General features: G+C 67.1%; 19 protein-coding genes and 1 riboswitch. Of the genes, 15 read left to right on the forward strand and 4 right to left on the reverse strand.

What is annotated here, in order from left to right:
- Positions 1 to 13: 13 nt before the first annotated feature.
- The 4 genes from PSQ40_RS01750 (at position 14) to PSQ40_RS01765 (ending at position 5,060) form a co-directional block, all read left to right on the forward strand.
- The gene (locus PSQ40_RS01750) at positions 14 to 499 is read left to right on the forward strand and encodes a nuclear transport factor 2 family protein (protein ID WP_273948271.1); all 486 of its coding nucleotides are present in this window, start codon (positions 14 to 16) and stop codon (positions 497 to 499) included.
- 260 nt (positions 500 to 759) lie between these two features.
- Positions 760 to 3,171, forward strand: coding sequence for a YgiQ family radical SAM protein (locus tag PSQ40_RS01755; RefSeq protein WP_273948273.1), 2,412 nt, complete (start codon positions 760 to 762; stop codon positions 3,169 to 3,171).
- A 415-nt stretch (positions 3,172 to 3,586) separates the two neighbouring features.
- Positions 3,587 to 4,486, forward strand: coding sequence for an aspartyl/asparaginyl beta-hydroxylase domain-containing protein (locus tag PSQ40_RS01760; protein WP_273948275.1), 900 nt, complete (start codon positions 3,587 to 3,589; stop codon positions 4,484 to 4,486).
- Positions 4,487 to 4,583: 97 nt separating this feature from the next.
- Positions 4,584 to 5,060 (forward strand): cupin domain-containing protein, encoded by a 477-nt coding sequence (locus tag PSQ40_RS01765; protein WP_273948276.1) that lies wholly within the window; start codon positions 4,584 to 4,586, stop codon positions 5,058 to 5,060.
- Positions 5,061 to 5,274: 214 nt separating this feature from the next.
- Here the strand turns inward: PSQ40_RS01765 and PSQ40_RS01770 are convergent, their stop codons facing one another.
- Complete coding sequence (locus tag PSQ40_RS01770) at positions 5,275 to 5,886, reverse strand: FMN-dependent NADH-azoreductase (RefSeq protein WP_273948277.1); 612 nt, start codon at positions 5,884 to 5,886, stop codon at positions 5,275 to 5,277.
- Between the two features lie 143 nt (positions 5,887 to 6,029).
- Between PSQ40_RS01770 and PSQ40_RS01775 the strand changes: the two genes are divergently transcribed.
- From PSQ40_RS01775 to PSQ40_RS01805, 7 genes are all read left to right on the forward strand, one after another.
- Positions 6,030 to 6,977, forward strand: coding sequence for a LysR substrate-binding domain-containing protein (locus tag PSQ40_RS01775; protein WP_273948279.1), 948 nt, complete (start codon positions 6,030 to 6,032; stop codon positions 6,975 to 6,977).
- 266 nt (positions 6,978 to 7,243) lie between these two features.
- Positions 7,244 to 7,828 carry an RBBP9/YdeN family alpha/beta hydrolase gene (locus PSQ40_RS01780; protein ID WP_273948280.1) on the forward strand — a complete coding sequence of 195 codons (585 nt, stop codon included), beginning with the start codon at positions 7,244 to 7,246 and terminating at the stop codon, positions 7,826 to 7,828.
- On the forward strand, positions 7,825 to 8,826 hold the full coding sequence (locus PSQ40_RS01785) for a sulfate ABC transporter substrate-binding protein (RefSeq protein WP_273948281.1): 1,002 nt from the start codon (positions 7,825 to 7,827) through the stop codon (positions 8,824 to 8,826). Before PSQ40_RS01780 ends, PSQ40_RS01785 begins: the two co-directional genes overlap by 4 nt.
- A gap of 6 nt (positions 8,827 to 8,832) precedes the next feature.
- Complete coding sequence (gene cysT / locus PSQ40_RS01790) at positions 8,833 to 9,717, forward strand: sulfate ABC transporter permease subunit CysT (RefSeq protein WP_273948282.1); 885 nt, start codon at positions 8,833 to 8,835, stop codon at positions 9,715 to 9,717.
- The gene (cysW, locus tag PSQ40_RS01795) at positions 9,714 to 10,637 is read left to right on the forward strand and encodes a sulfate ABC transporter permease subunit CysW (protein ID WP_273948284.1); all 924 of its coding nucleotides are present in this window, start codon (positions 9,714 to 9,716) and stop codon (positions 10,635 to 10,637) included. Before cysT ends, cysW begins: the two co-directional genes overlap by 4 nt.
- A 10-nt stretch (positions 10,638 to 10,647) precedes the next feature.
- Positions 10,648 to 11,763: a sulfate/molybdate ABC transporter ATP-binding protein gene (locus tag PSQ40_RS01800; RefSeq protein ID WP_273948286.1), complete on the forward strand. Its 1,116-nt coding sequence runs from the start codon at positions 10,648 to 10,650 to the stop codon at positions 11,761 to 11,763.
- A 1-nt stretch (position 11,764) separates the two neighbouring features.
- Entirely contained in the window at positions 11,765 to 12,289 is a 525-nt protein-coding gene (locus tag PSQ40_RS01805) for a disulfide bond formation protein B (protein WP_273948287.1), read from the forward strand.
- A gap of 83 nt (positions 12,290 to 12,372) precedes the next feature.
- Here PSQ40_RS01805 and PSQ40_RS01810 read toward each other — a convergent pair whose 3' ends face one another.
- The 3 genes from PSQ40_RS01810 to PSQ40_RS01820 all read right to left on the reverse strand — a co-directional run bounded on the left by PSQ40_RS01810 (position 12,373) and on the right by PSQ40_RS01820 (position 15,329).
- Complete coding sequence (locus tag PSQ40_RS01810; protein WP_273948288.1) at positions 12,373 to 13,002, reverse strand: protein phosphatase CheZ; 630 nt, start codon at positions 13,000 to 13,002, stop codon at positions 12,373 to 12,375.
- Positions 13,003 to 13,177: 175 nt separating this feature from the next.
- The gene (argA, locus tag PSQ40_RS01815; RefSeq protein ID WP_273948290.1) at positions 13,178 to 14,524 is read right to left on the reverse strand and encodes an amino-acid N-acetyltransferase; all 1,347 of its coding nucleotides are present in this window, start codon (positions 14,522 to 14,524) and stop codon (positions 13,178 to 13,180) included.
- 286 nt (positions 14,525 to 14,810) lie between these two features.
- Positions 14,811 to 15,329 (reverse strand): 6,7-dimethyl-8-ribityllumazine synthase, encoded by a 519-nt coding sequence (locus PSQ40_RS01820; protein ID WP_409338531.1) that lies wholly within the window; start codon positions 15,327 to 15,329, stop codon positions 14,811 to 14,813.
- A 120-nt stretch (positions 15,330 to 15,449) separates the two neighbouring features.
- Positions 15,450 to 15,607, reverse strand: a riboswitch (FMN riboswitch).
- Positions 15,608 to 15,980: 373 nt separating this feature from the next.
- Between PSQ40_RS01820 and hrpA the strand changes: the two genes are divergently transcribed.
- From hrpA to PSQ40_RS01840, 4 genes are all read left to right on the forward strand, one after another.
- Positions 15,981 to 19,925 (forward strand): ATP-dependent RNA helicase HrpA, encoded by a 3,945-nt coding sequence (gene hrpA, locus PSQ40_RS01825; RefSeq protein ID WP_409338540.1) that lies wholly within the window; start codon positions 15,981 to 15,983, stop codon positions 19,923 to 19,925.
- A gap of 148 nt (positions 19,926 to 20,073) precedes the next feature.
- Positions 20,074 to 21,762, forward strand: a complete 1,689-nt coding sequence (locus PSQ40_RS01830; protein WP_273948294.1) for a long-chain fatty acid--CoA ligase — start codon at positions 20,074 to 20,076, stop codon at positions 21,760 to 21,762.
- A gap of 251 nt (positions 21,763 to 22,013) precedes the next feature.
- Positions 22,014 to 23,603, forward strand: a complete 1,590-nt coding sequence (locus tag PSQ40_RS01835; protein WP_273948295.1) for a methyl-accepting chemotaxis protein — start codon at positions 22,014 to 22,016, stop codon at positions 23,601 to 23,603.
- Between the two features lie 696 nt (positions 23,604 to 24,299).
- A complete protein-coding gene (locus PSQ40_RS01840) occupies positions 24,300 to 25,952 on the forward strand; it encodes a methyl-accepting chemotaxis protein (RefSeq protein ID WP_273948297.1) in 1,653 nt (550 codons plus the stop codon).
- The last annotated feature ends 27 nt before the right edge of the window (positions 25,953 to 25,979 follow it).

The following is a 25,979-nucleotide window of genomic DNA, read 5'->3' on the forward strand; positions in this document are numbered from 1 at the left end:
AAGGGTTTGCACCATGTCCAGCCCCCCCAGCCCCCCCAGCCTCCCCAGCGCATCAAGCGCATCAAGCGCATCAATCCCGCCGCCCGAGCCCCTCACCGCCAGCGAGGCCACCCGGCGCGCCGTGCGCCAGTATTTCGAACTGGTCAAGGCCCGCCGTCCCGGCGCCGAGCTGGCGGCGCTGTTCTCGCCCACGCTCCTGTGGGACATCCCGCGCAACTCGCTGGCCATTCCCTGGTCGGGCCCGGTGCACAACCGGGAGCAGGTGGCGGACTTCATCGACCAGCACCGCCTGCGGGCCCAGCCCAAGCGGTTTGCCCTGCACCAGATCCTGTGTGAAGGCCGGCAGGCCATCGCCACGGGCGAGCTGGAGACCGTCATCAAAGCCACGGGGGTGCTGATGCGGGTGGACTTCGCCTTTCACTTCACGGTGGAGGACGGGCTGATTACCCAGCTCAAGATCTACGAGAGCACTTACCCGCTCGACGAGCCGGCCCCCTGAACGGTGCCTGCCTGCCCCGGCGTGCTTGCCCCGGCGTGCATGCCCCTTCAGCGCCCAGCGGTGGCTGGCGCGGGAGGGGCGACGAACGCATGGACGTCGGGCTTGATCCGGGTGGAGCGGCCGGGCAGGGTCGGGCGGCATTGCGCGGGGCCTCGCCTGGGCCGCCTGCCCTGGGGGATTGGCCCTGCTTGGCGTGTTGACAAAGCCTCAAAAGGGCTCAACCCTCTAAAATGGAGGGTTAACCCCCACAAAGCCCCCGCATGAACGCCCCCGTTGACGTGTCCTTTTTCGCGCGCGCCGCCAAGCCCCTGAACAGCTACCGCAAGTTCTGGGCGGCGCGTTTTGGCACGGCCCCGTTCCTGCCCATGAGCCGTGCCGAGATGGACAAGCTGGGCTGGGACAGCTGCGACATCATCGTGGTCACCGGGGACGCCTATGTGGACCACCCGAGTTTTGGCATGTCGGTGATCGGCCGCATGCTCGAGGCGCAAGGCTTTCGGGTCGGCATCATCGCCCAGCCGGACTGGCAAAGCGCGGACCCGTTCCGGGCCCTGGGCAAGCCAAACCTGTTTTTCGGCGTCACGGCCGGCAACATGGATTCGATGATCAACCGCTACACGGCGGACCGCAAGATCCGCTCCGACGACGCCTACACCCCGGGCGACGTGGGCGGCAAGCGCCCCGACCGCGCGGCCATCGTCTACAGCCAGCGCTGCCGCGAGGCCTACAAGGACGTGCCCATCATCCTGGGGGGCATCGAAGGCTCGCTGCGCCGCATCGCCCACTACGACTACTGGTCGGACAAAGTGCGCCGCTCCATCGTGGTGGATGCCAAGTGCGACCTGCTGCTGTACGGCAACGCCGAGCGGGCGATTGTCGAGATCGCGCACCGCCTGGCGGCACGGGAACCTGTGGAGCAGATCACCGATGTGCGTGGCACGGCCTTCATTCGCCGCTCGGGCGACGAGTCCAGCCAAGGCTGGTTCGAGATTGACTCGACCAGCATCGACACCCCGGGCCGCGTGGAAGCGCACGTCAACCCCTACCTGATGATTTCGGACCAGGCGCGCGAGCAAGGCGCCACCTGCGCCAAAGAGGACGAAGCCGCAGCCACCGCCGCCCGCGCCGAGGCCCAGGGCTCGCCCGCGGTCAACCCGCAGATCAAGCCGCTGAACTTTGTGCCCAACCCCGCCGTGCAGGGCAAGATCAAGGTGCCCCCGCGCGAGCGCAGCGTGATCCGGCTGCCGTCCTACGAAGCGGTCAAGAGCGACCCGGTGCTGTACGCCCATGCCAACCGGGTGCTGCACCTGGAGACCAACCCGGGCAACGCGCGCGCCCTGGTGCAGGCCCACGGCGAAGGCGTGACCGCGCGTGACGTCTGGATCAACCCGCCGCCCATTCCGCTGAGCACGGCCGAGATGGACATGGTGTTCGACCTGCCTTACGCGCGCAGCCCGCACCCGGCCTACGCCGACGAGCACGGCAGCCACGATGGCGCGACCAAGATCCCAGCCTGGGAGATGATCCGCTTCAGCGTGAACATCATGCGCGGCTGCTTTGGCGGCTGCACCTTCTGCTCGATCACCGAGCACGAGGGCCGCATCATCCAGAGCCGCTCCGAGGAGTCCATCATCCGCGAGGTGGAGGACATCCGCGACAAGGTCAAGGGCTTCACGGGCGTCATCTCCGACCTCGGCGGCCCGACCGCCAACATGTACCGCATTGGCTGCAAGACGCCCGAGATCGAGGCCGCCTGCCGCAAACCCAGCTGCGTCTACCCGGGCATCTGCCAGAACCTCAACACCAACCACGACCCGCTGATCAAGATCTACCGCCGCGCGCGCGCGCTCAAGGGCATCAAGAAAATTTTGATCGGCTCGGGCCTGCGTTACGACCTGGCCGTCAAGAGCCCCGAGTACGTCAAGGAACTGGTGCAGCACCATGTGGGGGGCTACCTCAAGATCGCGCCCGAACACACCGAGCAGGGGCCGCTGTCCAAGATGATGAAGCCCGGCATCGGCAGCTACGACAAGTTCAAGCAGATGTTCGAGAAGTACTCGGAAGAGGTCGGCAAGAAGCAGTTCCTGATCCCGTACTTCATCGCAGCCCACCCGGGCACGCGCGACGAGGACATGATGAACCTGGCCCTGTGGCTGAAGCGCAATGGCTTCCGGGCCGACCAGGTGCAGACCTTCTACCCCAGTCCGATGGCCACCGCCACGGCGATGTACCACAGCAGCCGCAACCCGCTGCGCAAGATCACCCGGGACAGCGAGGCGGTGGACATCGTGCGCGGCGAGAAGCGCCGCCGCCTGCACAAGGCGTTCTTGCGCTACCACGATCCCAACAACTGGCCCCTGCTGCGCGAAGCGCTCAAGGCCATGGGCCGGGCCGACCTGATTGGCAACGGCAAGCAGCACTTGATCCCGACCTTCCAGCCGATGACCGACGGGGCGTACCAAAGCGCCCGCCGCAAGAACTCGACCCCGGTCGCGGCCAAGCCCACCGGCAAGCCGCTGGCCCCCGCCGCCGGGGCCCGCGGACCCGCGCTGGGCAAGGCGGCCACCCCGTCCAAGGGCCGCCTCCTGACCCAGCACACGGGGCTGCCGCCCCGCGTCACGGGCGCCAAGCCCTCGGCCGGCGCCAAGCCGGCGCGCAAGGGCGCGCGCTGAGGCGTCCAGCAGTGTTTCGGCGCTGCCTCGGCGCGGGGCCGTGTCGGAGCGCGCATCGGGGCCGTGGCCAGGCGGGATCGGCACGCGTCAGCCCCCGCCAGCCCCCGTGCACCGCAGCGGCGGTGCGATGCCCGACCACCGGGCCCCGCTGGCGGTTGGCTGGCGACGCTGAGGGTCCTGGCGCACGGCGTGTCCTCCTACGATAGCGCTCTGCTTGGCGGCACCTGGGCCGCGTGGTCTGGCGCTGTTCCATGGCCCGCCCTGGGGGCCCGCTTCGCGTCTGGCCCCTCGCGCCCGGGTGGCTGGGCCTTGGGGTCGCCGGTGGCGATGTCGGGGTTCGCACCGGGGCCCCGTGCCTCCGTGAGGAACGGCACCGCGCAGGGTTTCTGCAGCGCTTCTTTCCTCAGGCGGTACCGTGAAGTGGGCGATCCTCAGCGTGTTTGTGTTGGCCACCCTGGTGGTGCATTTTCGGGGGCGGGTGCGGTTGGGGCTGTTTCGGCAGATCACCGACCATTCGACCTTTTTTGCCCCGGTCAACGTGCTGCTGTACGCGGCCTCGCGGGTGCCCAACCGGCCCTACCAGAGCCTGGATGACTTTCCGCAGATGCGGGTTTTTGCCGAGCATTGGACCGAGATCCGTGACGAGGGACTGCGCCTGGCCGAATTGGGTCGCATCAAGGCCTCGGACGGCTACACCGACATCGGCTTCAACTCTTTCTTTCGCACGGGCTGGAAGCGCTTTTACCTGATGTGGTACGGCCAGCCGCACCCCTCGGCCTTGTCGCTGTGCCCGGTCACGCTGGGCCTGTTGCAGCAGGTGCCCTCGGTGAAGGCCGCCATGTTTGCGCACCTGCCGCCGGGCGCACGCCTGGTGCGCCACCGCGACCCGTACGCGGGCTCGATCCGCTACCACCTGGGTTTGGCCACCCCCAATGACGACCGGTGCTTCATCGAGGTCGATGGCCAGCGCTACAGCTGGCGCGATGGCGAGGCGGTGTTGTTCGATGAAACCTTTGTTCACTTCGCCGAGAACCAGACGTCCGAAGATCGCCTGATCCTGTTTTGCGATGTGGAGCGGCCCTTGGCAGGCCGCGGCGTGCGGGCCTTCAACCGCTGGTTCGGGCGCTGTGTGGTGGGGGCGGCCACTTCGCCCAACGCGGCCGAGGACCGCACCGGGGGGCTGAACCGTTTTTTTGCGGTGGCCTACCGTGCGCGGGTCTGGGGCAAGGCGCTCAAGGCTCGCAACCGCGTGCTGTACTACCTGCTGAAGTGGGTGATTTTGGGCGGCTTGCTGGCGCTGCTGTGGTTCATCTGAGCCGCGGTGTGACAGGGATCGCGCAAGTTCAGAGGATCAGCGGGGCTCTGCTTGGCCCCGCCGGTAAAGACTCCGATAATTTGGCGCTATGAAGAAAATGATTGTTGCCGCCCTGGGAGGGGCGTTGTTGACCTTGGGGGGCTTGGGCCTGGTGGATGCCGTCCTGTACCTGAAGCGGGCCGAGCCGGCCTCCGAGGTGGCGGTGCACCGACCGCTGACAGAGTTCCAGGTGAACCCCGAGTGGGTGATCGACGGTAAACCCAATTTCCGCGCCTCCGAAGTGCGGCGCTCCCACGACGGTCGCGCGGTCACGGGCCTGTGGGCCTGCGACGGCCCCAGCACCTTTGAGTGGCGTTTTTGGATCGATGAGACCGTGCACCTGATCGAAGGGCAGGTCGAAGTCAGTTACCAGGGGCGTCAATTCACCCTGAAGCCGGGGGATACCGCCACCTTCCTGGCCGGCACGCGCTCGGTCTGGCATGTGCCCCAGTACGCCCGCAAAACCTTCAGCCTGCATGAGCCCGGCCGCCTGGTGCGACTGTGGCGCCGTTTGAACGGGCAGACCCAGGGCTGATGGCTACTCTGGCCACCCTTGGTGGCCCGTGGCCTGTGGCGGTGGGCGAGTCCGCTCACCAGACCCGCGCTGAGGCGTGGCGACCGCTTGGGCACGTTGGTCAGGTGCCACTGAAACGACGACGGCCCCTTGGGGGGGGCGTCGTCACAGGCAGGTCGACTGGGACCCGGTGCGGTCAGCCAGGGCGCCAGGCACCCCGGACCAGCGGCGAGCCTCAGGCCAGTGCCGCGATTTCGGCCTGGGCCGACGCCAGGGCTTCGCTCTTGACAGCGTCACCCATCGACAAACCTTCGGCGCGCACGATGCTGACGTCGCGGATGCCCAGGAAGCCGAACACGGTGACCAGGTAGGTCTCTTGGTGTTCCATGGCGCGGGCTGCTTCCGAGATCGAGTACTTGCCACCGCGGGTCGACACCACCACCACCTTCTTGCCGCCGGCCAGGCCCTCAGGGCCGTTGGCGGTGTAGCGGAAGGTGCGACCGGCCTGGCAGATGCGGTCGATCCAGGCCTTCAGCTGGCTCGGGATGCTGAAGTTGTACAGCGGGGCGCCGACCACGATCACGTCCGAGTCCAGGAACTGGCTCACCAGGGCTTCCGAGATGGCGTTTTCCTGTTTTTGAACCTCGCTCAGTTCGGCCGAACCGGCGGGCAGGCGAAAGCCCAGCGAATCGGCATTGAGGTGGCTCGGGGCCTGCGCGGCCAGGTCCAGGTAGCTGACTTCCAGACCCGGGTGACGGGCTTGCCACTGGGCCACGGTCTGGGCCGTCAGTTGGCGCGACACCGAGTTGTCGCCGAGAACGCTGGAGTCGATGTGGAGCAGTTTCATGGGGTTCCTGAAAGGTTGAATAAGCCACTGGGGCGATGGGAGTATTGTCCTGATTGATCTAATCAGTGATAAGCCGCTAATTTTGAAATTGATTGTCCTGCCAATGGATTCAATCAAGCCGCCGACAACCCCAGGAGCCCCGCTTGCATGATTTGAACGACATGTTGTACTTCGCCGAGGTGGTGGAGCAGGGCGGCTTTGCCGCGGCCAGCCGCAGCCTGGGCTTGCCCAAATCGCGCCTGTCCCGGCGTGTGGCGGCGCTGGAGGCCGGGCTGGGGGTGCGCCTGCTGCAGCGCACCACCCGGCGGGTGGCGCTGAGCGAGGCGGGTGATGTGTTCTACCGGCACTGCCGCGCGCTGCGCGAGTCGGCCCAGTCGGCCACCGAGGCGGTGGCGGCCTTGCAGGCCGAGCCCTCGGGCAACCTGCGGGTGGTGTGCCCGGTGACCTTGTGCCAGGTCATGGTGGGCGAGATGCTGCCCCGCTTCTTGGCCCGTTACCCGCGGGTCAGCCTGCAGTTGGAAGTCAATAACCGGGTGGTCGATCTGATCGAGGATGGCGTTGACGTGGCCTTGCGCGTGCGCACCCGCATGGACGCCAGCGGCACCCTGGTGGTCAAGCGCCTGGGCGTGGGGCGTTCGCTGCTGGTGGCCGCTCCGGCGGTGCTGCAGCGCTGGTCGGCAGCCCACCCGGGCCAGGTGATGGGCCCGGACAGCCTGGGGCAGCTGGACAGTGTGGCCATGTCCAGTGCCGATGGGCGCTCGAGCTGGGAGCTTGAAGGCCCCAATGCCCAGGTGCTGTCGATCGCGCACCGGCCCCGCTACGTGGCGGACGACCTGTTGACCCTCAAGTACGCGGTGCTGGCAGGCACGGGCGCCGGCTGGCTGCCCGACTACATGTGCCTGCAGGAGCTGGCCGACGGGCGCCTGGTCGAGGCGCTGCCGGGCTGGGCCTCGGCCCAGCCCATCGTGCACGCGGTGTTTCCGTCGCGTCGGGGTTTGTTGCCGGTGGTGCGCAGCTTTCTGGACTTTTTGGCCGAGGAGTTCGAGCGGGTGGGGGACGGCACCCGCTTCACCACGGCGTGCGCCCAGTGAGCGCTGCCGCCCAGCCGGCCCGGTCTGGTCCTGAAGACCTGCGGGCCAGCGGCGCGCCGCGGTGTGTGGCACCTGGTGGTGGGGTGCCGAAATCCTTTATGTCGAATACCGGATAAACAAACAACGAACTATTCGTTCTTGTTTTAAGCGTTCTTTCGCAGAATCGCGGCCAGCTTCTACTTTTGGACACCCTATGCACGCCCTCGTCTCCACCCGCCAACGCACCGTCCGGCCCTGGCGCCGCGCCGTGGCGGGGGGCTGACGCCATGGCGGCCCCCCACACCACGGTGATCATCGTGCCGGGCTGGCGCGATTCAGGGCCTGGCCATTGGCAGACCCTGTGGGCCGACCGCCTGGCGGGGGCGCAGCGGGTGCGTCAGGACGACTGGGTCACCCCGACGCGGGCGGCCTGGGTCGGTTCCCTGGCCAAGACCATCGAGGCCGCCCCGGGCCCGGTGGTGCTGGCCGCGCACAGCCTCGGTTGCATGGCCGTGGTGCACCTGCCGACCGAGGTGCTGGGCCGTATCCAGGGCGCTTTGCTGGTGGCCCCTGCCGACCCCGCACGCCGTGCAGTCTTGAGTGACTTTGCCCCGGCGCCGTGCGAGCGGCTGCCCTATCGAAGTATCCTTGTCGCCAGCAGCAACGACCCCTTCTGCCCGATCCGCCTGGCGGGCGCCTACGCGCGCTCCTGGGGCAGCGAATTCGTTCGCTTGCAGGACGCCGGCCACATCAACGTCGAGTCCGGGCATGGCGAGTGGCCGTTGGGCCTGGCCTTGCTGCAGTCCTTGGCCGGCGACCTCGCTTTGGGCGTGGGTTCGGCCCCCCTTCAACCGACCTTTGAATCCTCATGAGAAACCACTTCAAGTTGACCCTGGCCGCTCTGGCGCTGGCCGCTGGCTCTCTGGCCAGTGCCCAAACCACCCTGCTCAACGCGTCCTACGACGTGGCGCGTGAGTTCTACAAGGACTACAACGCGGCCTTTGTCGCGCACTGGAAGAAGACCACGGGCAAAGACGTGAAGATCGACCAGGCGCACGGTGGCTCCAGCGCCCAGGCGCGTGCCGTCAACGACGGTCTGGACGCCGATGTGGTGACCATGAACACCACCACCGATGTGGACTTCCTGGCGGGCAACGGGGTGGTGGCCAAGGACTGGGCTAAGCGCTTCCCGGGCAATGCCTCGCCGACCAGCTCGACCATGCTGTTCCTGACCCGCAACGGCAACCCCAAGAACATCAAGGACTGGGACGACCTGATCAAGCCCGGCATCCAGGTGATCGTGGTCAACCCCAAGACCGGTGGCAACGGCCGCATGGCCTACCTGGCTGCCTGGGGCTACGTGCGCAAGAAGGGCGGCACTGATGCCCAGGCCGCCGAGTTCGTGAGCAAGCTCTACAAGAACGTGCCGGTGCTGGCCAAGGGCGGCCGCGACGCCACCACCATCTTCCTGCAACGCAACATTGGCGACGTGCTGGTGACCTTTGAGTCCGAAGTGGTCTCGGTCGACCGCGAGTTCGGTGCTGGCAAGGTGGACGCGGTGCACCCCTCGATCAGCATCATTGCCGAGAACCCCGTGGCGGTGGTGGAGCGCACCGTGGCCAAGAAGGGCACGGGCGAGCTGGCCAAGGCCTACCTCGACTACCTGTACTCGGAAGAGGCGCAGGAGATCGCGGCCAAGCACGCACTGCGCCCGCGCTCGGCCGCCGTGCTGAAGAAGCACGCTGAAGTCTTCAAGCCGATCCAGCTGTTCGCGGTGTCGGATTACTTCGGCTCGCTGGCGGAAGCCCAAAAAGTCCACTTCAACGACGGTGGTCAGTTCGACAAGATCTACAGCCCTGGTGGCAAATAAAACAAGATGAGTGCTTCTTCGACTGCGGGCGTGGCGCCCGCCAGCCCCCAGCTGCGGCGCACGGGGGGTGCCAAACGGGTCTTGCCCGGCTTTGGCCTGACCTTGGGCTACACGGTGCTGTACCTCAGCGTGATCGTGCTGATCCCCTTGTCGGCGCTGCTGTTCAAGACCTCGACCCTGAGCTGGGACCAGTTCTGGAACGCGGTCACTGCGCCGCGCGTGCTGGCCTCTTACCGCCTGACGTTCGGGGCGTCGCTGATCGCGGCCCTGGTCAATGTGGTCTTCGGCCTGCTGGTGGCCTGGGTGCTGGTGCGCTATACCTTCCCGTTCAAGAAGATCGTGGATGCGTTGGTGGACCTGCCTTTTGCCTTGCCCACGGCGGTGGCGGGCATCTCGCTGACCGCCCTGTTGGCGGGCAATGGCTGGATCGGGCAGTACCTGGAGCCGCACGGCATCCAGCTGGCCTTCAAGCCCGCGGGCATTGTGGTGGCGCTGATCTTCATTGGCCTGCCCTTTGTGGTGCGCACCGTGCAGCCTGTGCTGGAGGACGCCGAGAAAGAGCTTGAAGAAGCCGCCACCTGCCTGGGCGCGACGCGCTGGCAGACCTTCACCCGCGTGATCCTGCCCTCGATCGCCCCGGCGCTGTTGACCGGCTTTGCGATGGCTTTCGCGCGCGCCATTGGCGAGTACGGGTCGGTCATTTTCATCGCCGGCAACATGCCCATGGTGTCGGAGATCACGCCGCTGATCATCATCGGCAAGCTGGAGCAATACGACTACGCCGGGGCCACTGCGGTCGCGGTGGTGATGTTGGTCATCTCCTTCGTGCTGCTGCTGGTCATCAACGCGCTGCAAGCCTGGCAGCGCCGCCACACCGGAGCCCCCGCATGAGCCAAGCCCGAGTCTCCCGCATCCAATCGGGCACCACCGAAGCCGCCTGGGTCAAGTGGACCCTGATCGGCATCGCCCTGGTGTTCATGTTCCTGTTCCTGGTGCTGCCGCTGGCCGCGGTGTTCACCGAGGCGCTGCGCAAAGGCGTGGGCCCCTTCGTCGAGGCCCTCAAGGAGCCCGATGCCTGGTCGGCCATCCGCCTGACCCTGATCACGGCCGCCATCGCCGTGCCGCTGAACCTGGTGTTCGGCGTCTCGGCGGCCTGGGCCATTGCCAAGTTCGAGTTCCCGGGCAAGTCTTTCCTGACCACCCTGGTGGACCTGCCGTTTTCGGTCTCGCCGGTGGTGGCGGGTTTGATTTACGTGCTGATGTTCGGCGCCCAGGGCTGGTTCGGTCCGTGGCTGGCCGCGCATGACATCAAGATCATCTTTGCCGTGCCGGGCATCGTGTTGGCCACCGTGTTCGTGACCTTCCCCTTTGTGGCCCGTGAGCTGATCCCGCTGATGCAGGCCCAGGGCAGCGATGAAGAGCAAGCCGCCATCGTGCTGGGGGCCAGTGGTTGGCAGACCTTCTGGCTGGTGACCCTGCCCAAGATCAAGTGGGGCCTGATCTACGGCGTCATCTTGTGCAATGCACGCGCTATGGGTGAGTTTGGTGCGGTGTCGGTGGTGTCGGGTCACATCCGTGGCCAGACCAACACCATCCCGCTGCACGTCGAGATCCTCTACAACGAATACCAGTCGGTGGCCGCCTTTGCGGTGGCCTCGCTGCTGGCCCTGCTGGCCCTGGTGACCCTGGTCATCAAGTCGGTGGTCGAGTGGCGCCACGCGCAGGAGATGCGCGACGCCGAGGCCCAGCCGCCTGAAGCCCCCCACACGCCTGTCACCCCGGTTTCCACCCCTGCTGGCCAGACCAGCTGAGGACCCTTTCATGAGCATTCAGATCCGCAACGTCAGCAAGCATTTCGGTGACTTCCACGCCCTCAAGGACGTCAGCCTCGACATCGACTCCGGCGAACTCATCGCCTTGCTCGGCCCCTCGGGCTGCGGCAAGACGACCCTGCTGCGCATCATTGCCGGCCTGGAAACCGCCGACACGGGCAGCATCCTGTTCTCGGGCGAAGACACCACCGACGTGCATGTGCGCGACCGCCAAGTGGGTTTTGTGTTCCAGCACTACGCGCTGTTCCGCCACATGACGGTGTTTGAGAACGTCGCGTTTGGCCTGCGCGTCAAGCCGCGTGGCCAGCGCCCCAGCGAGGCCCAGATCAAGACCAAGGTGCACGACCTGCTCAAGCTGGTGCAGCTGGACTGGCTGGCCGACCGCTACCCGTCCCAGCTGTCGGGCGGTCAGCGGCAGCGCATCGCGCTGGCACGGGCCCTGGCGGTCGAGCCCAAGGTGCTGCTGCTCGACGAGCCCTTTGGTGCGTTGGATGCCAAGGTGCGCAAGGAACTGCGCCGCTGGTTGCGCCGCCTGCACGACGAGTTGCATGTGACCAGCATCTTCGTGACCCACGACCAGGAAGAAGCCCTGGAAGTGGCCGACCGCGTGGTGCTGATGAACAGCGGCGTGGTCGAGCAAAGCGGTTCGCCGCAAGAAGTCTGGGACCACCCGGCCAGCCCCTTTGTCTATGGCTTCCTGGGCGATGTGAACCTGTTCCATGGCCGCGCCCACGAAGGCCTGGTGCACCTCGACGGCCTGCAACTCGATTCGCCCGAACATGCCAGCGCGCAAAACGCCAAGGCGTTCGCCTATGTGCGCCCGCACGACCTCGATGTGGAGCGCTATTCGCCCGGTGCCGGCGTCGATGCCTCGGGTCGCCCCAGTGGCATCGTGGCTCAACTGAGCCGCGCGATTGTGGTCGGTCCGATCGCTCGTTTGGAACTTATTCCGTCCGAATCCAACAAACCAGCGGAAAATCCCGCTCAGGACACGGTGATTGAAGCGCAGATCCCGGCGCAGCAATACCGTGAAATGGGTTTCCGCGAAGGCGAGACGCTGGTGGTGACGCCGCGCCGCGCCCGCGTGTTTGTTGAAGGACAGTGACTTGTTTCTGCTGAATTGGTTTGATCGCGCGCCGCGCCTGTTGCTGGCGCTGGCCAGCGCCACCTGCCTGGCCATGCTGGCTTTTGGCCTTTACCTGCAACACCAGCTGGGCCTGGAGCCTTGCCCGATGTGCATCGTGCAACGCTACGCCCTGTTGCTGGTGGCGGTGTGGGCCGCGCTGGCGGCCCTGTCGCCGCGCCGCGGGGCCTGGGTGCTGGGCAGCGTGCTGATCCTCATCACCTCGGCCTTTGGCGCCTTTGTCGCGGCACGCCAGAGCTGGCTGCAATGGAACCCGCCTGAAATCATGACCTGCGGGCGCGACCTGTACGGCATGATCGAGGCCTTCCCGCTGCAACGCGTGATCCCGATGGTGTTCAAGGGCAGCGGTGATTGCTCGGCCGTCGACTGGACCTTCCTGGGGGGCTCGATCGCCAACTGGTCGTTCGTGACCTTCGTGCTGCTCGGCATCGGCGCCGTGCTGGGCCTGGTCGCGCAGCGCCAGGGCCGATCACGCTCGGGCTTCTGAGCTGGCTCCGCCATCAAAAAACCGGCCTTTGCGGCCGGTTTTTTTTCGGGGCGCCTGGGCGCTGGCGTGCCTTGGCGGCGGGCTCAGAAGCCCAGGCTGGCGAGCAGGTCGTCCACCTGGGACTGGTTGGTCACCACCTCGCGGTTGGACTGACCGTCCACCACCGGGCCTTGCAGGTCTTTGGTGGGCGTCGGGGTGCTGGCCATGCCGCCTTCGGGGGCGGTGCTGACCAACAGGTCGAGCAGTTGCTTTTCGATGTCCGAGGCCAGGTTGACCACGCGCGCAATCACCTGGCCCGTCAGGTCGTGGAAGTCCTGCGCCATCATGATGTCGGTGAGGTTCTCGTCCATGGCGGCGTTGGAGCGGCTGACCAGGTGCAAGTAGGTCAGCAAGTCCTTGCCCGTGAAGGTGGTGCCCGGGTAGCGCTCGATCAGCTCGGTCAGGCGGCGCGTTTCGACGTCCACGGGCTCGCGCGCTTCTTTGGTCTTGTCGACCGAATTGAGCACTTTCTCGGCTGCTTCACCGGTCAGGCGCGCGATGTAGCTGAGGCGGCTCTTGGCATCTGGCAATTCTTCAGCCGCGCCGTGCAGCTTTTCAGCGATGCCCAGCGCGTTGAGCGAGTCGTGCAGTTGGCGCGTCAGCTGGCCCAGCCGGAAGTGCACGTCGACTTCGTTTTGGCTGTGGACAAAGGGAGAGTCGGTCGGTTCGGTCATGGTGCGTCGGATGCGGCGTTGGCAAACAGAAACTCCCCAGCCGCCAATCAGCAGTCGCGCGAAACCAGGGACAGTTCACGCAATATAGCGCGCTGAGGGGGCCTTGCAGCCCGCCCATCGATTGGAATCGCTTCTTTTCCCCCCGACCTTGGGGGAAACCCAGGGCCGAAAGCGTTCAGAACTTCTTCACCAGCACCTGGCTCTTGCGGTCCCAGTTGTATTTGCGCTTGCGCGCCTCGGGCAGCCAGTCGGGGTCGACGGGCTGGAAGCCGCGCTTGATGAACCAGTGCATGGTGCGGGTGGTCAGCACAAAAATGCTCTGCAAGCCCATGGCGCGGGCGCGCTGCTCGATGCGTTTGAGGATTTTTTCGCCGTCGCCCTGGCCCTGGCTCTGCGGTGACACGGTCAGCGCGGCCATCTCACCGGTGCGGGCCTCGGGGTAGGGGTAGAGCGCCGCACAGGCAAAGGTCACGCCGTCGTGGTCGATGATGCTGTAGAGCTCGATGTCGCGCTCGATCTCGGTGCGGCTGCGCTTGACCAGGGTGCCATCCTTCTCGAATGGCTCGATCAGTTGCAGGATGCCGCCCACGTCGTCGGCGGTGGCTTCGCGCAGCTCTTCGAGCTTTTCGTCCACCACCATGGTGCCGATGCCGTCGTGCACATACACCTCCAGCAGCAGGGCGCCATCCACCGCAAAGGGCAGGATGTGGCTGCGTTCCACGCCGGCCTTGCAGGCTTGCACGCAGTGCTGCAGGTAGAAGGCGGTGTCGGTGGGCAGCTCGGCCTTGGGCAGGCTTTGCAACAGCTTCTCGGCTGCGGCCAGTGGCAGCTCGGTGTCGATCGGGTTGTCCTCGCTCTCGGGGGCCAGCGGGTCGATGCGGATGCCGGGCACCTCGGTCAGGAAGATCAGCTTGTCAGCCTGCAGTTCGGCGGCCACCCGCGTGGCCACTTCTTCCATGCTCAGGTTGAAGGCCTCGCCGGTGGGCGAGAAGCCAAATGGCGACAGCAGCACCATGGCCCCAAAGTCCAGCGAACGCTGGATGCTGGCCACGTCCACCTTGCGCACCAGGCCCGAGTGCTTGAAGTCCACGCCGTCCACGATGCCCACCGGGCGCGCGGTCAGGAAGTTGCCCGAAATCATGCGCACGGTCGAACCCGCCATCGGCGTGTTGGGCAGGCCCATGCTGAACGCGGCCTCGATCTCGTAGCGCAGCTGGCCCGCGGCCTCCTGGGCACAGTCGAGCGCGATCTCGTCGGTGATGCGGATGCCGTTGGCGTACTTGGGTTCCTGGCCCTTGGCGCGCAGCTGCTCGTTGACCTGGGGGCGGAAGCCGTGCACCAGCACGACCTTGACGCCCATGCTCTGGATCAGGGCCAAGTCCTGCGCGATGTGGGGCAGCTTGCCGGCCGCGATGGCCTCGCCCGCGATGCCCACCACAAAGGTCTTGCCCCGGTGCATGTGGATGTAGGGCGCCACGGAGCGAAACCAAGGCACAAACGTGAAGTTGAAAACGGCGGACATGGGCGTGGGGCGAGCGGCAGTGCAGGGTGGCGGGCAATCTTCAGGCGGTCGCGGAGGGCCTGCCGGAAGGCGAGGTTGCGAAGTGTAGCGCGCTGCTGCTGCAGTGCAGCGAGGCAGGCGCTGGGGGCGGGTGGACCTCAAGGCCAGCCCCCCTGGCCGCCGCAGCGGTCGAGCGTCGGGCGGCGGCGCATCCGCGTGGGCAGTGCGCCGCCCGGGCCGGGGCCGCCGCGACCGGGGCCCATGGCGGGGCCGGGGTCGTGGGCGCCCTGCGGACCCGGGGGCCGGTTCAGGCCGCGGGCAGCTTCAGCAGGCTGGCCACGGTCTGCACGCAGGCGCGGGCGGCCTCGGTGCCCTTCACGCTGAAGTGGTTCTGGAAGTACTTGCGGTGTTCCAGGTGCTCGTGGAAGTGGTGCGGTGTCAGCACCGCCGAGATGACGGGCACCTGGGTCTCGAGTTGCACGGTCATCAAGGCCTGGACCACGGTCTGGGCGACGAACTCATGGCGGTAAATGCCGCCGTCCACCACCAGCGCGCAGGCCACGATGGCGTGGTAGCGGCCGCTCTGGATCAGGCGCTTGGCGTGCAGCGGGATTTCGAACGCGCCCGGCACGCCGATCACGTCGACGGCCTCGGCGCCCACGCCGTGGCGCGCCATCTCGACCAGGAAGGCCGCGCGGGCCTGCTGCACGATGTCGGCATGCCAGGCGGCTTCAATGAACGCAAAGCGCGCGCCGGCCGGCAGGCTGACGGGGGCCATGGACTCGGCATCGCCGAGGGGAGGGAGGGAATAGTCTTTCTGATTCATGGTGAGACCAATAAGGGTTGCCAGAAATCAGGGTGCGCACGAACACCCGCCCGCGGGCTGACACAGCGCAGCACGTCCCAAATCAGACGTGCAGGCTGGCGCAGCCCGCGGGGCAGGGGGTCGCGCTCTCTTTCATCCGGACTGTGACCGTCGGCCCCGGAATCACACCGGGTCTGCTGACCCCGACCACGCGGGGTGGTCGGGCGCTCGCGGGCTTGGGCCGTGTTGCCACGACCCTGACCGCCGGTGGGGAATTTCACCCCGCCCTGAGAACGCTTGTTGCCGGGCTTGCGCCTCGGCGGTCGGAATTCTAGGGCCAGCGGCAAGGCCCTGGCGGTCCTGGGGGTGACAGCCGCAGGAGGGGCCGGGCGCGCCCGGTGAGAACACCGCGTTGGCCCGGGGGCCAGCCGACCCAGGCGCGGGGCCTGGGGCGGTGAAGTGGCGATGAGGCCGAGGTGAGGCGGCGGTGACGGGACAGCGACGGGTGCGGTGAAGGGTGCTCCGGGGGACGCAGCGCGGCTGAGCGTTGGCCGCGGGTGTCGGGGATAATGGCGGGTTGTCTTGTCGTCACCGGTTTCGCCCTTGTCCACTGCCCCGCTCCTGATTGAATTCCCTGAATCGCTGCCTGTCTCCGGCAAACGCGAGGAGATCATGGCGGCGCTGTCCCAGCACCAGGTGATCATCGTCTGCGGTGAGACGGGCTCGGGCAAGACCACCCAGCTGCCCAAGATCGCGCTGGCCATGGGGCGCGGCAAGCTCAATGCGGCGCCTGGGCAGAAGGGCCAGCTGATCGGCCACACCCAGCCGCGCCGCATCGCCGCCAGCTCGGTGGCCAAGCGCATTGCCGAAGAGCTCAAGACCCCGCTGGGCGAGGTGGTGGGCTACAAGGTGCGCTTTCAGGACCGCCTGTCCAAGGACGCCTCGGTCAAGCTGATGACCGACGGCATCTTGCTGGCCGAGACCCAGACCGACCCGCTGCTCAAGGCCTATGACACCCTGATCATCGACGAGGCCCACGAGCGCAGCCTGAACATCGACTTCCTGCTGGGCTACCTGCGCCAGATCCTGCCGCGCCGCCCCGACCTGAAGATCGTCGTCACCTCGGCCACCATCGACGCCAACCGATTTGCCGAGCACTTCGCCTCGGCCAAGGGCCCGGCGCCGGTGATCTATGTGTCCGGCCGCACCTTCCCGGTCGAGCAGCGCTACCGGCCCTTCGAGGAGTCGCGCGACCACGGCCTCAACGAGGCCATCGCCGACGCGGTGGACGAGCTTTGGCAAGGCCGCAGCGGCGGCGACATCCTGGTCTTCCTGCCCGGCGAGCGCGAGATCCGCGAGGCCGCCGACCACCTGCGTGGCCACCTGGCCCATGTGCCGCACCTGCGCAACGCCGAAGTGCTGCCCTTGTTCGCGCGCCTGTCCCAGCCCGAGCAGGACCGCATCTTCGACGGCCACACCGGGCGGCGCATCGTGCTGGCCACCAACGTGGCCGAAACCTCGCTCACCGTGCCCGGCATCCGCTATGTGATCGACACCGGCACGGCGCGCGTCAAGCGCTACAGCTTCCGCAGCAAGGTCGAGCAGCTCTTGGTCGAGCCGATCAGCCAGGCCGCGGCCAACCAGCGCGCCGGCCGCTGCGGCCGCGTGGCCGACGGCATTTGCATCCGCCTCTACGACGAAAAAGACTTCAGTGCCCGGCCGCGCTTCACCGACCCTGAGATCCTGCGCAGCTCGCTGGCCGGGGTGATCTTGCGCATGAAGTCGCTGCACCTGGGCGTGGTCGAGGACTTTCCGTTCCTGGAGGCGCCCTCGGGCCGTGCGATTGCCGACGGGTACCAGCTGCTGTCCGAGCTGGGCGCGGTCGACGACGCCAACGAGCTGACCCCCATGGGCCAGGAGCTGGCGCGCCTGCCGCTGGACCCGCGGGTGGGCCGCATGATCATCGAAGCCCGCGAGCGCAATGCGCTGGAAGAGGTGCTGGTGATCGCGGCCGCGCTGTCGGTGCAGGACGTGCGCGACCGCCCGATGGACGCGCAGGCCCAGGCCGACCAGGCGCACGCCAAGTGGGACGACGAGAAAAGCGAGTTCAGCGGCTACATCCGCCTCTGGCAGTGGCTGGCCGACGCCCGCGGCGGTGCCATCCCGTTGACCAAGCGCGGCCAGGCCGCACCGCCGCCGCCGCCCCAGCGGCGCGCCAGCGCGGCCGTGCTGCCGGTGGCGCAGCGCCTGCAAGCGGTGCCCGCCATCATCGCGCCGCCTGAGCCGGTGGCGGCCACCCACAAGCTGAGCAACCGCCAGTACGAAAACCTGCTGCGGCAGAACTTCATCAGTGTGCGCCGCCTGCGCGAGTGGCGCGACATCCACAGCCAGTTGCTCACCGTGGTCACCGAGCACCGCTGGGTGATCAACCGCAACCCCGCCAGCTACGAGCAGATTCACCTGTCCATGCTGGCCGGCCTGCTGGGCAATGTGGGCTGGAAGATGGAAGAAGAAGCCCCCTCGGGCGAGTACCTGGGGGCACGCGGCATCAAGTTCCACCGCCACCCTGGGGCCCACCTGCGCAAGAAGCCGGGGCGCTGGATCGTGTGTGCCGAACTGGTCGAGACCACGCGCCTGTTTGGCCGCGGCATCGCCAACATCGAGCCCCAGTGGCTGGAGCAGATCGGTGGCCACCTGCTCAAGAAGCAGATGCTCGACCCGCACTGGGAAAAGCGCAGCGCCGAGGTCGTGGCCTATGAGCGCGCCACGCTTTACGGCTTGGTGGTCTACAGCGGCCGCCGCATCAGCTATGGCCGCATTGACCAGGTGGCGGCACGTGAGATTTTCATCCGCCAGGCCCTGGTGGAGGGCGAACTCGAGACCCGCCTGCCCTTCCTGGCGGCCAACCAGAAGCTGATCCGCCAGGTCGAGGAGCTCGAGCACAAGTCGCGCCGCCAGGACGTGCTGGTGGACGAGGAACTGATCTACGCCTTCTACGACCAGCTGTTGCCGGCCGATGTGTACAGCGGCGCCACGCTCGAGCATTGGTACAAAGAGGCCTCGCGCCTGAACCCCAAGCTGCTGCACCTGACGCGCGAAGAGCTGATGCGCCACGAGGCCGCGGGCATCACCACCAGCGCCTTCCCGCGCCATGTGCGCCTGGGCGGGGTGGACTGTGCCGCCACCTACCTGCACCAGCCAGGCGACGCCAAGGACGGCGTGACGGTCGACGTGCCGCTGTTCGTGCTCAACCAGGTCAACGAAGACCGCTGCGAGTGGCTGGTGCCCGGCATGCTCAAGGACAAAGTGCAGGCCTTGCTCAAGAGCCTGCCGCAGAAGCCGCGCGCGCGCCTGGTGCCCCTGCCGGAGAGCGCCACCCGCCTGACCGAGAAGCTCAACGAACCCGCGGTGTTTGGCCATGGCAGCCTGACCGAGGCGCTGCTCAAGCTGGTGCGCGAGCAGGTGCAGCTCGATGTCAAGCGCGCCGACTTCAAGCTCGACATGCTGGCGCCGCACCTGTTCATGAACTTCCGCATCGTCGACGAGCACGGTCGCCAGTTGGGCACCGGTCGCAACCTGGGCGCGCTCAAGGCCGAGCTGGGCTCGAAGGCGCGCGGGGCCTTCCAGGCCCTGGCGGGGCTCAAGATGGCCGCCGCCCCGAAGGCCGCCCCCACCCCGGCGCCGGCCGCGGGCGGCGCCGCGCCCACCGGGCGCGGTCCCGGTGCGCCGGCGCCCGCGTCCGCCCCGGCGGCCCCGGCGCGCAGCGCCGAGCAGCGCTACACCGGCTGGACCTTCGGCGAGCTGCCCGAGCTGATGGAGATCCGCCGCGGCCAGCAAACCTTGATTGGCTTCCCCGCCCTGATCGATGGGGGCGACGCGGTCAGCATCGAGGTCTTTGACGAGCCCGAGGTGGCCGCCGCCAAGCACCGTGCGGGTTTGCGTCGCCTGTTCGCGTTGCAGATCAAGGACGCGCTCAAATACCTCGAAAAAAACATCCCCGAGCTGCAGAAGATGGCCGTGGCCTACATGCCGCTGGGCACCCAGGAAGAGCTGCGCGAGCAGATCCTGGACCTGGCGCTGGAGCGCGCCTTCCTGCTCGACCCGCTGCCCACCGATGAGTTCGCGTTCAAGCGCCGCATCGAAGAGGGGCGGGGCCGTCTGACCCTGATCGCCAACGAGGTGGCCCGCCTCGCGGCCACCATCCTGACCGAGTACGCGGCCGCCGCCCGCAAGGTCAAGGACAGCAAGAACGCCCCCGAGGCCAGTGCCGACTGTGCCCAGCAACTGCAGCGCCTGGTGCCCAAGAAGTTCCTCGCGCAAACCCCCTGGGCTCAGTTGCAGCACTTTGCGCGCTACCTCAAGGCGGTCACCCTGCGGCTGGACAAGTACCGCGCCGACCCCGCGCGCGACGCCAGCCGCCTGGCCGAACTGCGGCCGCAGGAGCAGCGCTACTGGCGCCTGGTGGCCGAGCGCAAGGGCGCTGTCGATGCGCGCATGCAGGAGTTCCGCTGGCTGCTCGAGGAGCTGCGGGTCAGCTTCTTTGCCCAGGAGTTGCGCACGCCGCAGCCGGTCAGCATCAAGCGCCTGGACAAGGCCTGGGCCCAGATCAACAGCTGAGCCCCGCGGCAGGCCCGGCGGTCCTGCCCTGGCGCATCGCAAGCGCAAAGCAGGTCCGGCGCACGGTCACCGAGGCGACCTCAGGCCCCCGGAGCTTCCCCGATGTGCCGCCCGGAGGGGACTTGTAAGCTGCGCTCAAGGAGACCCCATGCGACCGCACTACAAGTTCTGGCCCAAGCGCCTGCCCCAGTCCATCACCCCCCCGTCCACCCCGCTGTGGGACAACCTGGCGGTCAACGCCCGGCGCTACCCGGACAAGGCGGCGCTGATCTTCCTGGGACGCCAGTACCGCTATGCCGAGCTGATGGCGCAGGTGGAGCAGGTGGCCGCCCGGCTGTACGCGCTGGGCGTGCGGCGCGGCGACCGGGTGGTGCTGAACATGCAGAACTGCCCGCAGCTGGTGATCGCGCATTTCGCCATCCTGCGCGCCAACGCCGTGGTGGTGCCGGTCAACCCCATGAACCGCGCCGAAGAGCTCAAGCACTACATCACCGATCCGGACGCCAAGGTGGCCATCACCACCGGCGATCTGGCGGGCGAGCTGGCCCGGGCCAGCAACGCACTGCCCGAGGCGCAGCGCCTGCAACACCTGATCGTGACCCAGTTCACCGATGGCTTTGATCCCCAGCAGATGCATGGCGACACCCTGCCGCCAGCCTGGGAACCCTGGCTGCTGACCCAGCACCCCTTGCCCACCCTGGACGGTGGCGCGGTCAGCGCCTGGTCCGAGGCCGTGCAGGGCCAAGGTCCGGCCCCGACCCCCAGCACGGGCGGCGCCGACATGGCCTTGTTGCCCTACACCAGTGGCACCACGGGCTTGCCCAAGGGGTGCATCCACATCCATTCGAGCATCATGCACAACGCGGTGGCGGGCAGCCTGTGGGGCACGGCCACCCCCGAGAGCGTGGTGCTGGGCGTGGTGCCGATGTTCCACATCACCGGCATGGTCAGCGTGCTGCACACCACCATCTACACCGGCGGCACCCTGGTGCTGATGCCGCGGTGGGACCGAGACCTGGCTGGGCGCTTGATTTCGCGCTACAAGGTGTCCAACTGGACCAACATCCCGACCATGGTGATCGACCTGCTGGGCAGCCCGAATTTCGCCAGCTACGACCTGTCGTCCTTGATGTACATCGGCGGCGGCGGGGCGGCCATGCCGCAGGCGGTGGCCCAGCGCCTGCTTGACAACTACGGCCTGCGCTACGTCGAGGGCTATGGCCTGACCGAAACCTCGGCGCCCTCGCACACCAATCCGGTGGACGCCCCCAAGCAGCAGTGCCTGGGCATCCCCTTCATGAGCACCGACGCGCGCGTGATCGACCCCGACACCCTCCAGGAACTGCCGACGGGCGAGGCTGGCGAGATCGTCATCCACGGCCCCGAGGTGTTCCAGGGTTACTGGAAGCGGCCCGACGCCACGGCGGGTGCCTTCATCGAACTCGACGGCAAGCGCTTCTTCCGCTCGGGGGACATGGGGCGGGTGGACGAGGACGGCTACTTCTTCATGACCGACCGCCTCAAGCGCATGATCAATGCCTCCGGCTTCAAGGTCTGGCCCGCCGAGGTCGAGGCCCTGATGTTCCGCCACCCGGCGATCCAGGAGGCTTGCATCATCTCGACCAAGGACGCCTACCGAGGCGAGTCGGTCAAGGCGGTGGTGGTGCTGCGGCCCAGCCACGCGCAGGTGACCGAGGCCGAGATCATCGACTGGTGCCGCGACAACATGGCGGTCTACAAGGTGCCGCGCGTGGTGCAGTTTGTCGATGCCCTGCCCAAGAGTGGCAGCGGCAAAGTGATGTGGCGGGCCTTGCAAGAGGCCGAGCCCCAGGGCTGAGCCCGCCAAAGCGGGCAGGCCGTCACCACGAAGCCGGGTTCAGCCCGGCTTTTTTTCGCCTGAACAGCCGTCGAAAGGCGGGTCTGGCCGGTGGCTAGTCATAAAAAATGATCATTTGGGTTTCAATATATTGATCATAAAAATCAAAAATAGCATTAAAATACGCTAATGATCGAACGTTGTTCGCCGGCTCCGCCAGCCGAAGCGACGCGAACGATGCCGACGTCCGACCCCTGACCCACGAGGCCACCATGAACCTGTTCAACACGACCATCCGCACCCGCTTTGTCCTGCTCCTGGGCGTTTTTGTCCTGGGTTTTGGCCTGTGTGCAGGCTGGTCCTTCTACACACTCAGTCAACTCAAGGTCAACGGCCCGCTCTACCAGCGCATCGTGCAGAGCAAGGACCTGGTGGCCGACGTGCTGCCGCCGCCCTTGTATGTGCTGGAGCCCTACCTGATCACGCTGCAGTTCGCCGACAGCACCTCGGCCGAGGAGCAGGCTTCGCTGCGCCAACGCATCAGCGCCTTGCGCAAGGACTACGAGAAGCGCCGCGGGTACTGGCAACAGGCCCAGCTGGAGCCCGAGCTGGCGCGCCTGTTGCTGGACCAGGCCCACGCGCCGGCCGAGCAGATGTTCAAGGCGTTCGACGACAAACTCGCGCCCGCTGTCCAACGTGCCGATGCAGCGGCCGTCGGTGCGGCCATGGCAGACATCCGCCGGGCCTACGAGGCCCACCGCCAGGTGATTGACCGGCTGGTGGTGCAGGTCAATGAGCGCGCCGCGAGCGACGAGGCGAACGCCCAGCAGAGCATCTGGCAGGCCACCGCGCTCTCCCTGGGCATGGCGCTGTTGTCGGTGCTGGCCAGCATCGGCGTGGCGATTGTGATCATCCGCAGCATCACCGGTCCCCTGACCCTGGCCATGGGGGTGGCCGACCGGGTGGCGGAGGGGGACCTGACCCAAACCATCGAAGTGCGGGGCCGTGACGAAACCGCCCGCCTGCTCGACGCGCTGCGCCGCATGCAGGACAGCCTTCTGCACACCGTCAGCACGGTGCGCCGCAACGCCCGCCAGGTGGCGGCCGCCAGTGGCGAGATCGCCACCGGCAACAACGACCTCAGCGAGCGCACCGAGCGCCAGGCCTCGGCCCTGCAAGAAACCGCCGCTTCGATGGAGGAGTTGGACTCCACCGTCAAGAAGAACGCCAGCAGCGCCCAGCAGGCCCATGGTCTGGCGGACACCGCCAGCGAGGTGGCGCTCAAGGGGAGCAGCGTGATGGGCCAGGTGGTCAGCACCATGAAGGGCATCAACGACAGCTCGCACCAGATCGCCGACATCATCGGCGTCATCGACAGCATTGCCTTCCAGACCAACATCCTGGCGCTGAACGCGGCGGTGGAGGCCGCCCGGGCCGGTGAGCAGGGGCGGGGCTTTGCCGTGGTGGCCAGCGAGGTGCGCAACCTGGCCCAGCGCAGTGCCGCGGCCGCCAAGGAGATCAACACCCTGATCACGTCCAGCGTGGCCCGGGTCGAAGACGGCAGCCGCCTGGTCGACCAGGCGGGCCGGACCATGGAAGAGGTGGTGACCGCGATCCAGAACGTGGGCACCTTGATTGGCGAGATCAGCGTCGCCAGCGCCGAGCAAAGCGCCGGCGTCAGTCAGGTGGGGCAGGCGATTGCCCAGATGGACCAGGTGACGCAACAGAACGCTGCTTTGGTCGAGCAGAGTGCCGCCGCCGCCCAGGGGCTGCAGGTGCAGGCGCAAGACCTGGTCGCCGCGGTCTCGGTGTTCGTGCTGCCGTCGGAGCCCTCGATGCGCGCCTTGCCCCGACTGGCTTGAGTGCCTGCGCCCCTCGGTGGGGCGCTTATGCACTGCCTCATTTTTAAGCGGCGTAAGTTAATCCCATTGAAATCAAGGACTTGGCCTGCCCTTCAACGCCCTGGGCACGGCTTGTCCACAAACTTATCCAAGCCCAGCGGGGAGAAGTTCTTCAGCGTCCCACCACTCGGTGGGCGCAGCCTCCCGGTGCGGGTGTCTGGGCCTTGGACCGGGCACCCGACCCGGCCCTTGACCGCCCAGACCCTGTCCCGGGGCGGTTCAACTTGTCCCCTGCCTAAAAAACAGGCGCGCTAAGCTTTGTCCTTGTGAATCAAGGACTTAAGCCACTGTTCCGGGGCCAACGCACGGTTTGTCCACACCCTTGTCCAGCGTCCGCGGGGAGAACTTGCGAACCAGGGGGCCGGCGCGCGCTGCCATCATGGATGGCGATGGGGGGCGTGGCCGCTGGCGATGGGGCTGACCCGTGTGGACACCGCGCCCTGAGCGCCAAAGTCCTTGTGCCGCAAGCCTTTCGGCAAACTGACAAGCCGTTTGGGCGTCTCGCCCAGGGCCCGGTGACGGCCTTGTGGAGGCCTGGTGGGCCCGCACCAGGGCCCGAACTGCCCCCAACCCGTAAATACCCTGACAAGAGAATGGACATAATTTGTAACTAAGTGCACTGATGTTTTGTTCATCCGCTTCGTTGGAGCTTCGCCCATGTCTGCCCTCTTGTCTCTGGACCCCAAGCGCGCCCCAGAACCCATCCGCCGTGACCTGGACCCTGGCTTTTTTCGTTTTCATGGCGTCTGGGCGCCAGGTGTGCGTTTGTTCCGCACCCTGCGCTTTGCCGCCAAGGCCTTGATCATCTCCCTGGCCTTTTTGCTGCCCCTGCTGGGCCTGCTGGGCTGGCAGTTGAACAACCACACCACGCGGGCGCTTGAGGCCCGTGAGGCGGCCACGCGGCAGCATGTGGAGATCGCCCATGGCCTGATGGTCTGGGCCCACCGCCAGGAGACCGCTGGCCAGATCAGCCGCGAGCAGGCCCAGACGCTCGCACGCCAGGCCATCAGCGAGTTGCGCTACGACAAGAACGAGTACTTCTGGATCAACGACATGCACCCGCGCGTGGTCATGCACCCGTTCAAGCCCGAGCTCAATGGCAAGGACGTGTCCGACATGAAGGACCCCAACGGCCTGGCCTTGTTCAAGGCCTTTGTCGCGGTGGTCCAGGCCCGAGGCGAGGGCTTTGTCGACTACCAGTGGCCCAAGCCCGGCCTGGACCGCCCGGTGGACAAGGTCAGCTACGTCAAAGGCTTTGAGCCCTGGGGCTGGATCGTGGGCTCGGGCATCTACATCGACGACCTGCGCGCCGAGACCCGCCAGTTGTGGGTCATGAACCTGTCGATCACGGTGGTGGCGGTGCTGTTCGCAGGCTACCTGTTCCTGAGCTTCTACCGCGTGATGGACGGCGGCCTCAAGGAAACCCGCCGCCACTTGCGCGCCATGACCGAGGGCGACCTGACCACTTCGCCGTCGCCCTGGGGCCGCGATGAAGCGGCCCAACTGATGCTGGAACTGCGCCACATGCAGGGCTCGCTGCGCGAGATGGTGGTCCAGGTGCGCCAGTCCAGCGACCAGATCGTGCACGCCAGCAACGAGGTGGCGGCCGGTTCCATGGACCTGTCGGCCCGCACCGAGCAGGCGGCGGCCAGCCTGGAGCAGTCAGCCTCGTCGATGGAACAGATCTCGGCCACCGTCAACGTGACCTCGGGCAACACCGACGAGGCCTCGCGCGTGGCGCGCCAGAACGCCGAGTCCGCCAAGCAGGGCGGGCAGGTGATGGGCGAGGTGGTGGCCAACATGAACCAGATCCGGGACTCCTCCAACCGCATTGCCGAGATCATCGGCACCATCGATGGCATTGCTTTCCAGACCAACATCCTGGCCCTGAACGCGGCGGTGGAAGCCGCCCGGGCCGGTGAGCAAGGCCGGGGCTTTGCCGTGGTGGCGGGCGAGGTGCGCATGCTGGCCCAGCGCAGCGCCGAGGCGGCCCGCGAGATCAAGTCCCTGATCGGCAACAGCGTCGAGCAGGTCGAACTCGGGACCCATGTGGTGCAACGCGCGGGCCACACCATCGAAGACATTGTCGCCTCGGCGCAGCGGGTCAACGCCCTGCTTGACGAGATCTCCACCGGATCGCGCGAACAGAGCCTGGGCGTGCAACAGGTCGGCCAGGCCCTGCAGGAGCTGGACCGCATGACCCAGCAGAACGCGGCCCTGGTGGAGCAGACTGCGGCGGCCTCGGCAGCCATGCGTGAGCGGGCCACGCAGCTGTCGAATCAGGTGGCCCGCTTCCGACTGCCTGCCTGAACCGGCCGTCCAGCGCGCAGCGGGGCC

It is taken from the genome of Curvibacter cyanobacteriorum (assembly GCF_028649475.1).
In the GTDB taxonomy this organism is placed as follows: domain Bacteria; phylum Pseudomonadota; class Gammaproteobacteria; order Burkholderiales; family Burkholderiaceae_C; genus Curvibacter; species Curvibacter cyanobacteriorum.

Bases quoted from the DNA above. Each gene is read 5' to 3' on its own strand.
- PSQ40_RS01750 (WP_273948271.1), top strand. From the start codon at position 14: ATGTCCAGCCCCCCCAGCCCCCCCAGCCTCCCCAGCGCATCAAGCGCA.
- PSQ40_RS01755 (WP_273948273.1), top strand. From the start codon at position 760: ATGAACGCCCCCGTTGACGTGTCCTTTTTCGCGCGCGCCGCCAAGCCC.
- PSQ40_RS01765 (WP_273948276.1), top strand. From the start codon at position 4,584: ATGATTGTTGCCGCCCTGGGAGGGGCGTTGTTGACCTTGGGGGGCTTG.
- PSQ40_RS01770 (WP_273948277.1), bottom strand. From the start codon at position 5,886: ATGAAACTGCTCCACATCGACTCCAGCGTTCTCGGCGACAACTCGGTG.
- PSQ40_RS01780 (WP_273948280.1), top strand. From the start codon at position 7,244: ATGGCGGCCCCCCACACCACGGTGATCATCGTGCCGGGCTGGCGCGAT.
- PSQ40_RS01785 (WP_273948281.1), top strand. From the start codon at position 7,825: ATGAGAAACCACTTCAAGTTGACCCTGGCCGCTCTGGCGCTGGCCGCT.
- cysT (WP_273948282.1), top strand. From the start codon at position 8,833: ATGAGTGCTTCTTCGACTGCGGGCGTGGCGCCCGCCAGCCCCCAGCTG.
- cysW (WP_273948284.1), top strand. From the start codon at position 9,714: ATGAGCCAAGCCCGAGTCTCCCGCATCCAATCGGGCACCACCGAAGCC.
- PSQ40_RS01800 (WP_273948286.1), top strand. From the start codon at position 10,648: ATGAGCATTCAGATCCGCAACGTCAGCAAGCATTTCGGTGACTTCCAC.
- PSQ40_RS01810 (WP_273948288.1), bottom strand. From the start codon at position 13,002: ATGACCGAACCGACCGACTCTCCCTTTGTCCACAGCCAAAACGAAGTC.
- argA (WP_273948290.1), bottom strand. From the start codon at position 14,524: ATGTCCGCCGTTTTCAACTTCACGTTTGTGCCTTGGTTTCGCTCCGTG.
- PSQ40_RS01820 (WP_409338531.1), bottom strand. From the start codon at position 15,329: ATGAATCAGAAAGACTATTCCCTCCCTCCCCTCGGCGATGCCGAGTCC.
- hrpA (WP_409338540.1), top strand. From the start codon at position 15,981: ATGGCGGCGCTGTCCCAGCACCAGGTGATCATCGTCTGCGGTGAGACG.
- PSQ40_RS01830 (WP_273948294.1), top strand. From the start codon at position 20,074: ATGCGACCGCACTACAAGTTCTGGCCCAAGCGCCTGCCCCAGTCCATC.
- PSQ40_RS01835 (WP_273948295.1), top strand. From the start codon at position 22,014: ATGAACCTGTTCAACACGACCATCCGCACCCGCTTTGTCCTGCTCCTG.
- PSQ40_RS01840 (WP_273948297.1), top strand. From the start codon at position 24,300: ATGTCTGCCCTCTTGTCTCTGGACCCCAAGCGCGCCCCAGAACCCATC.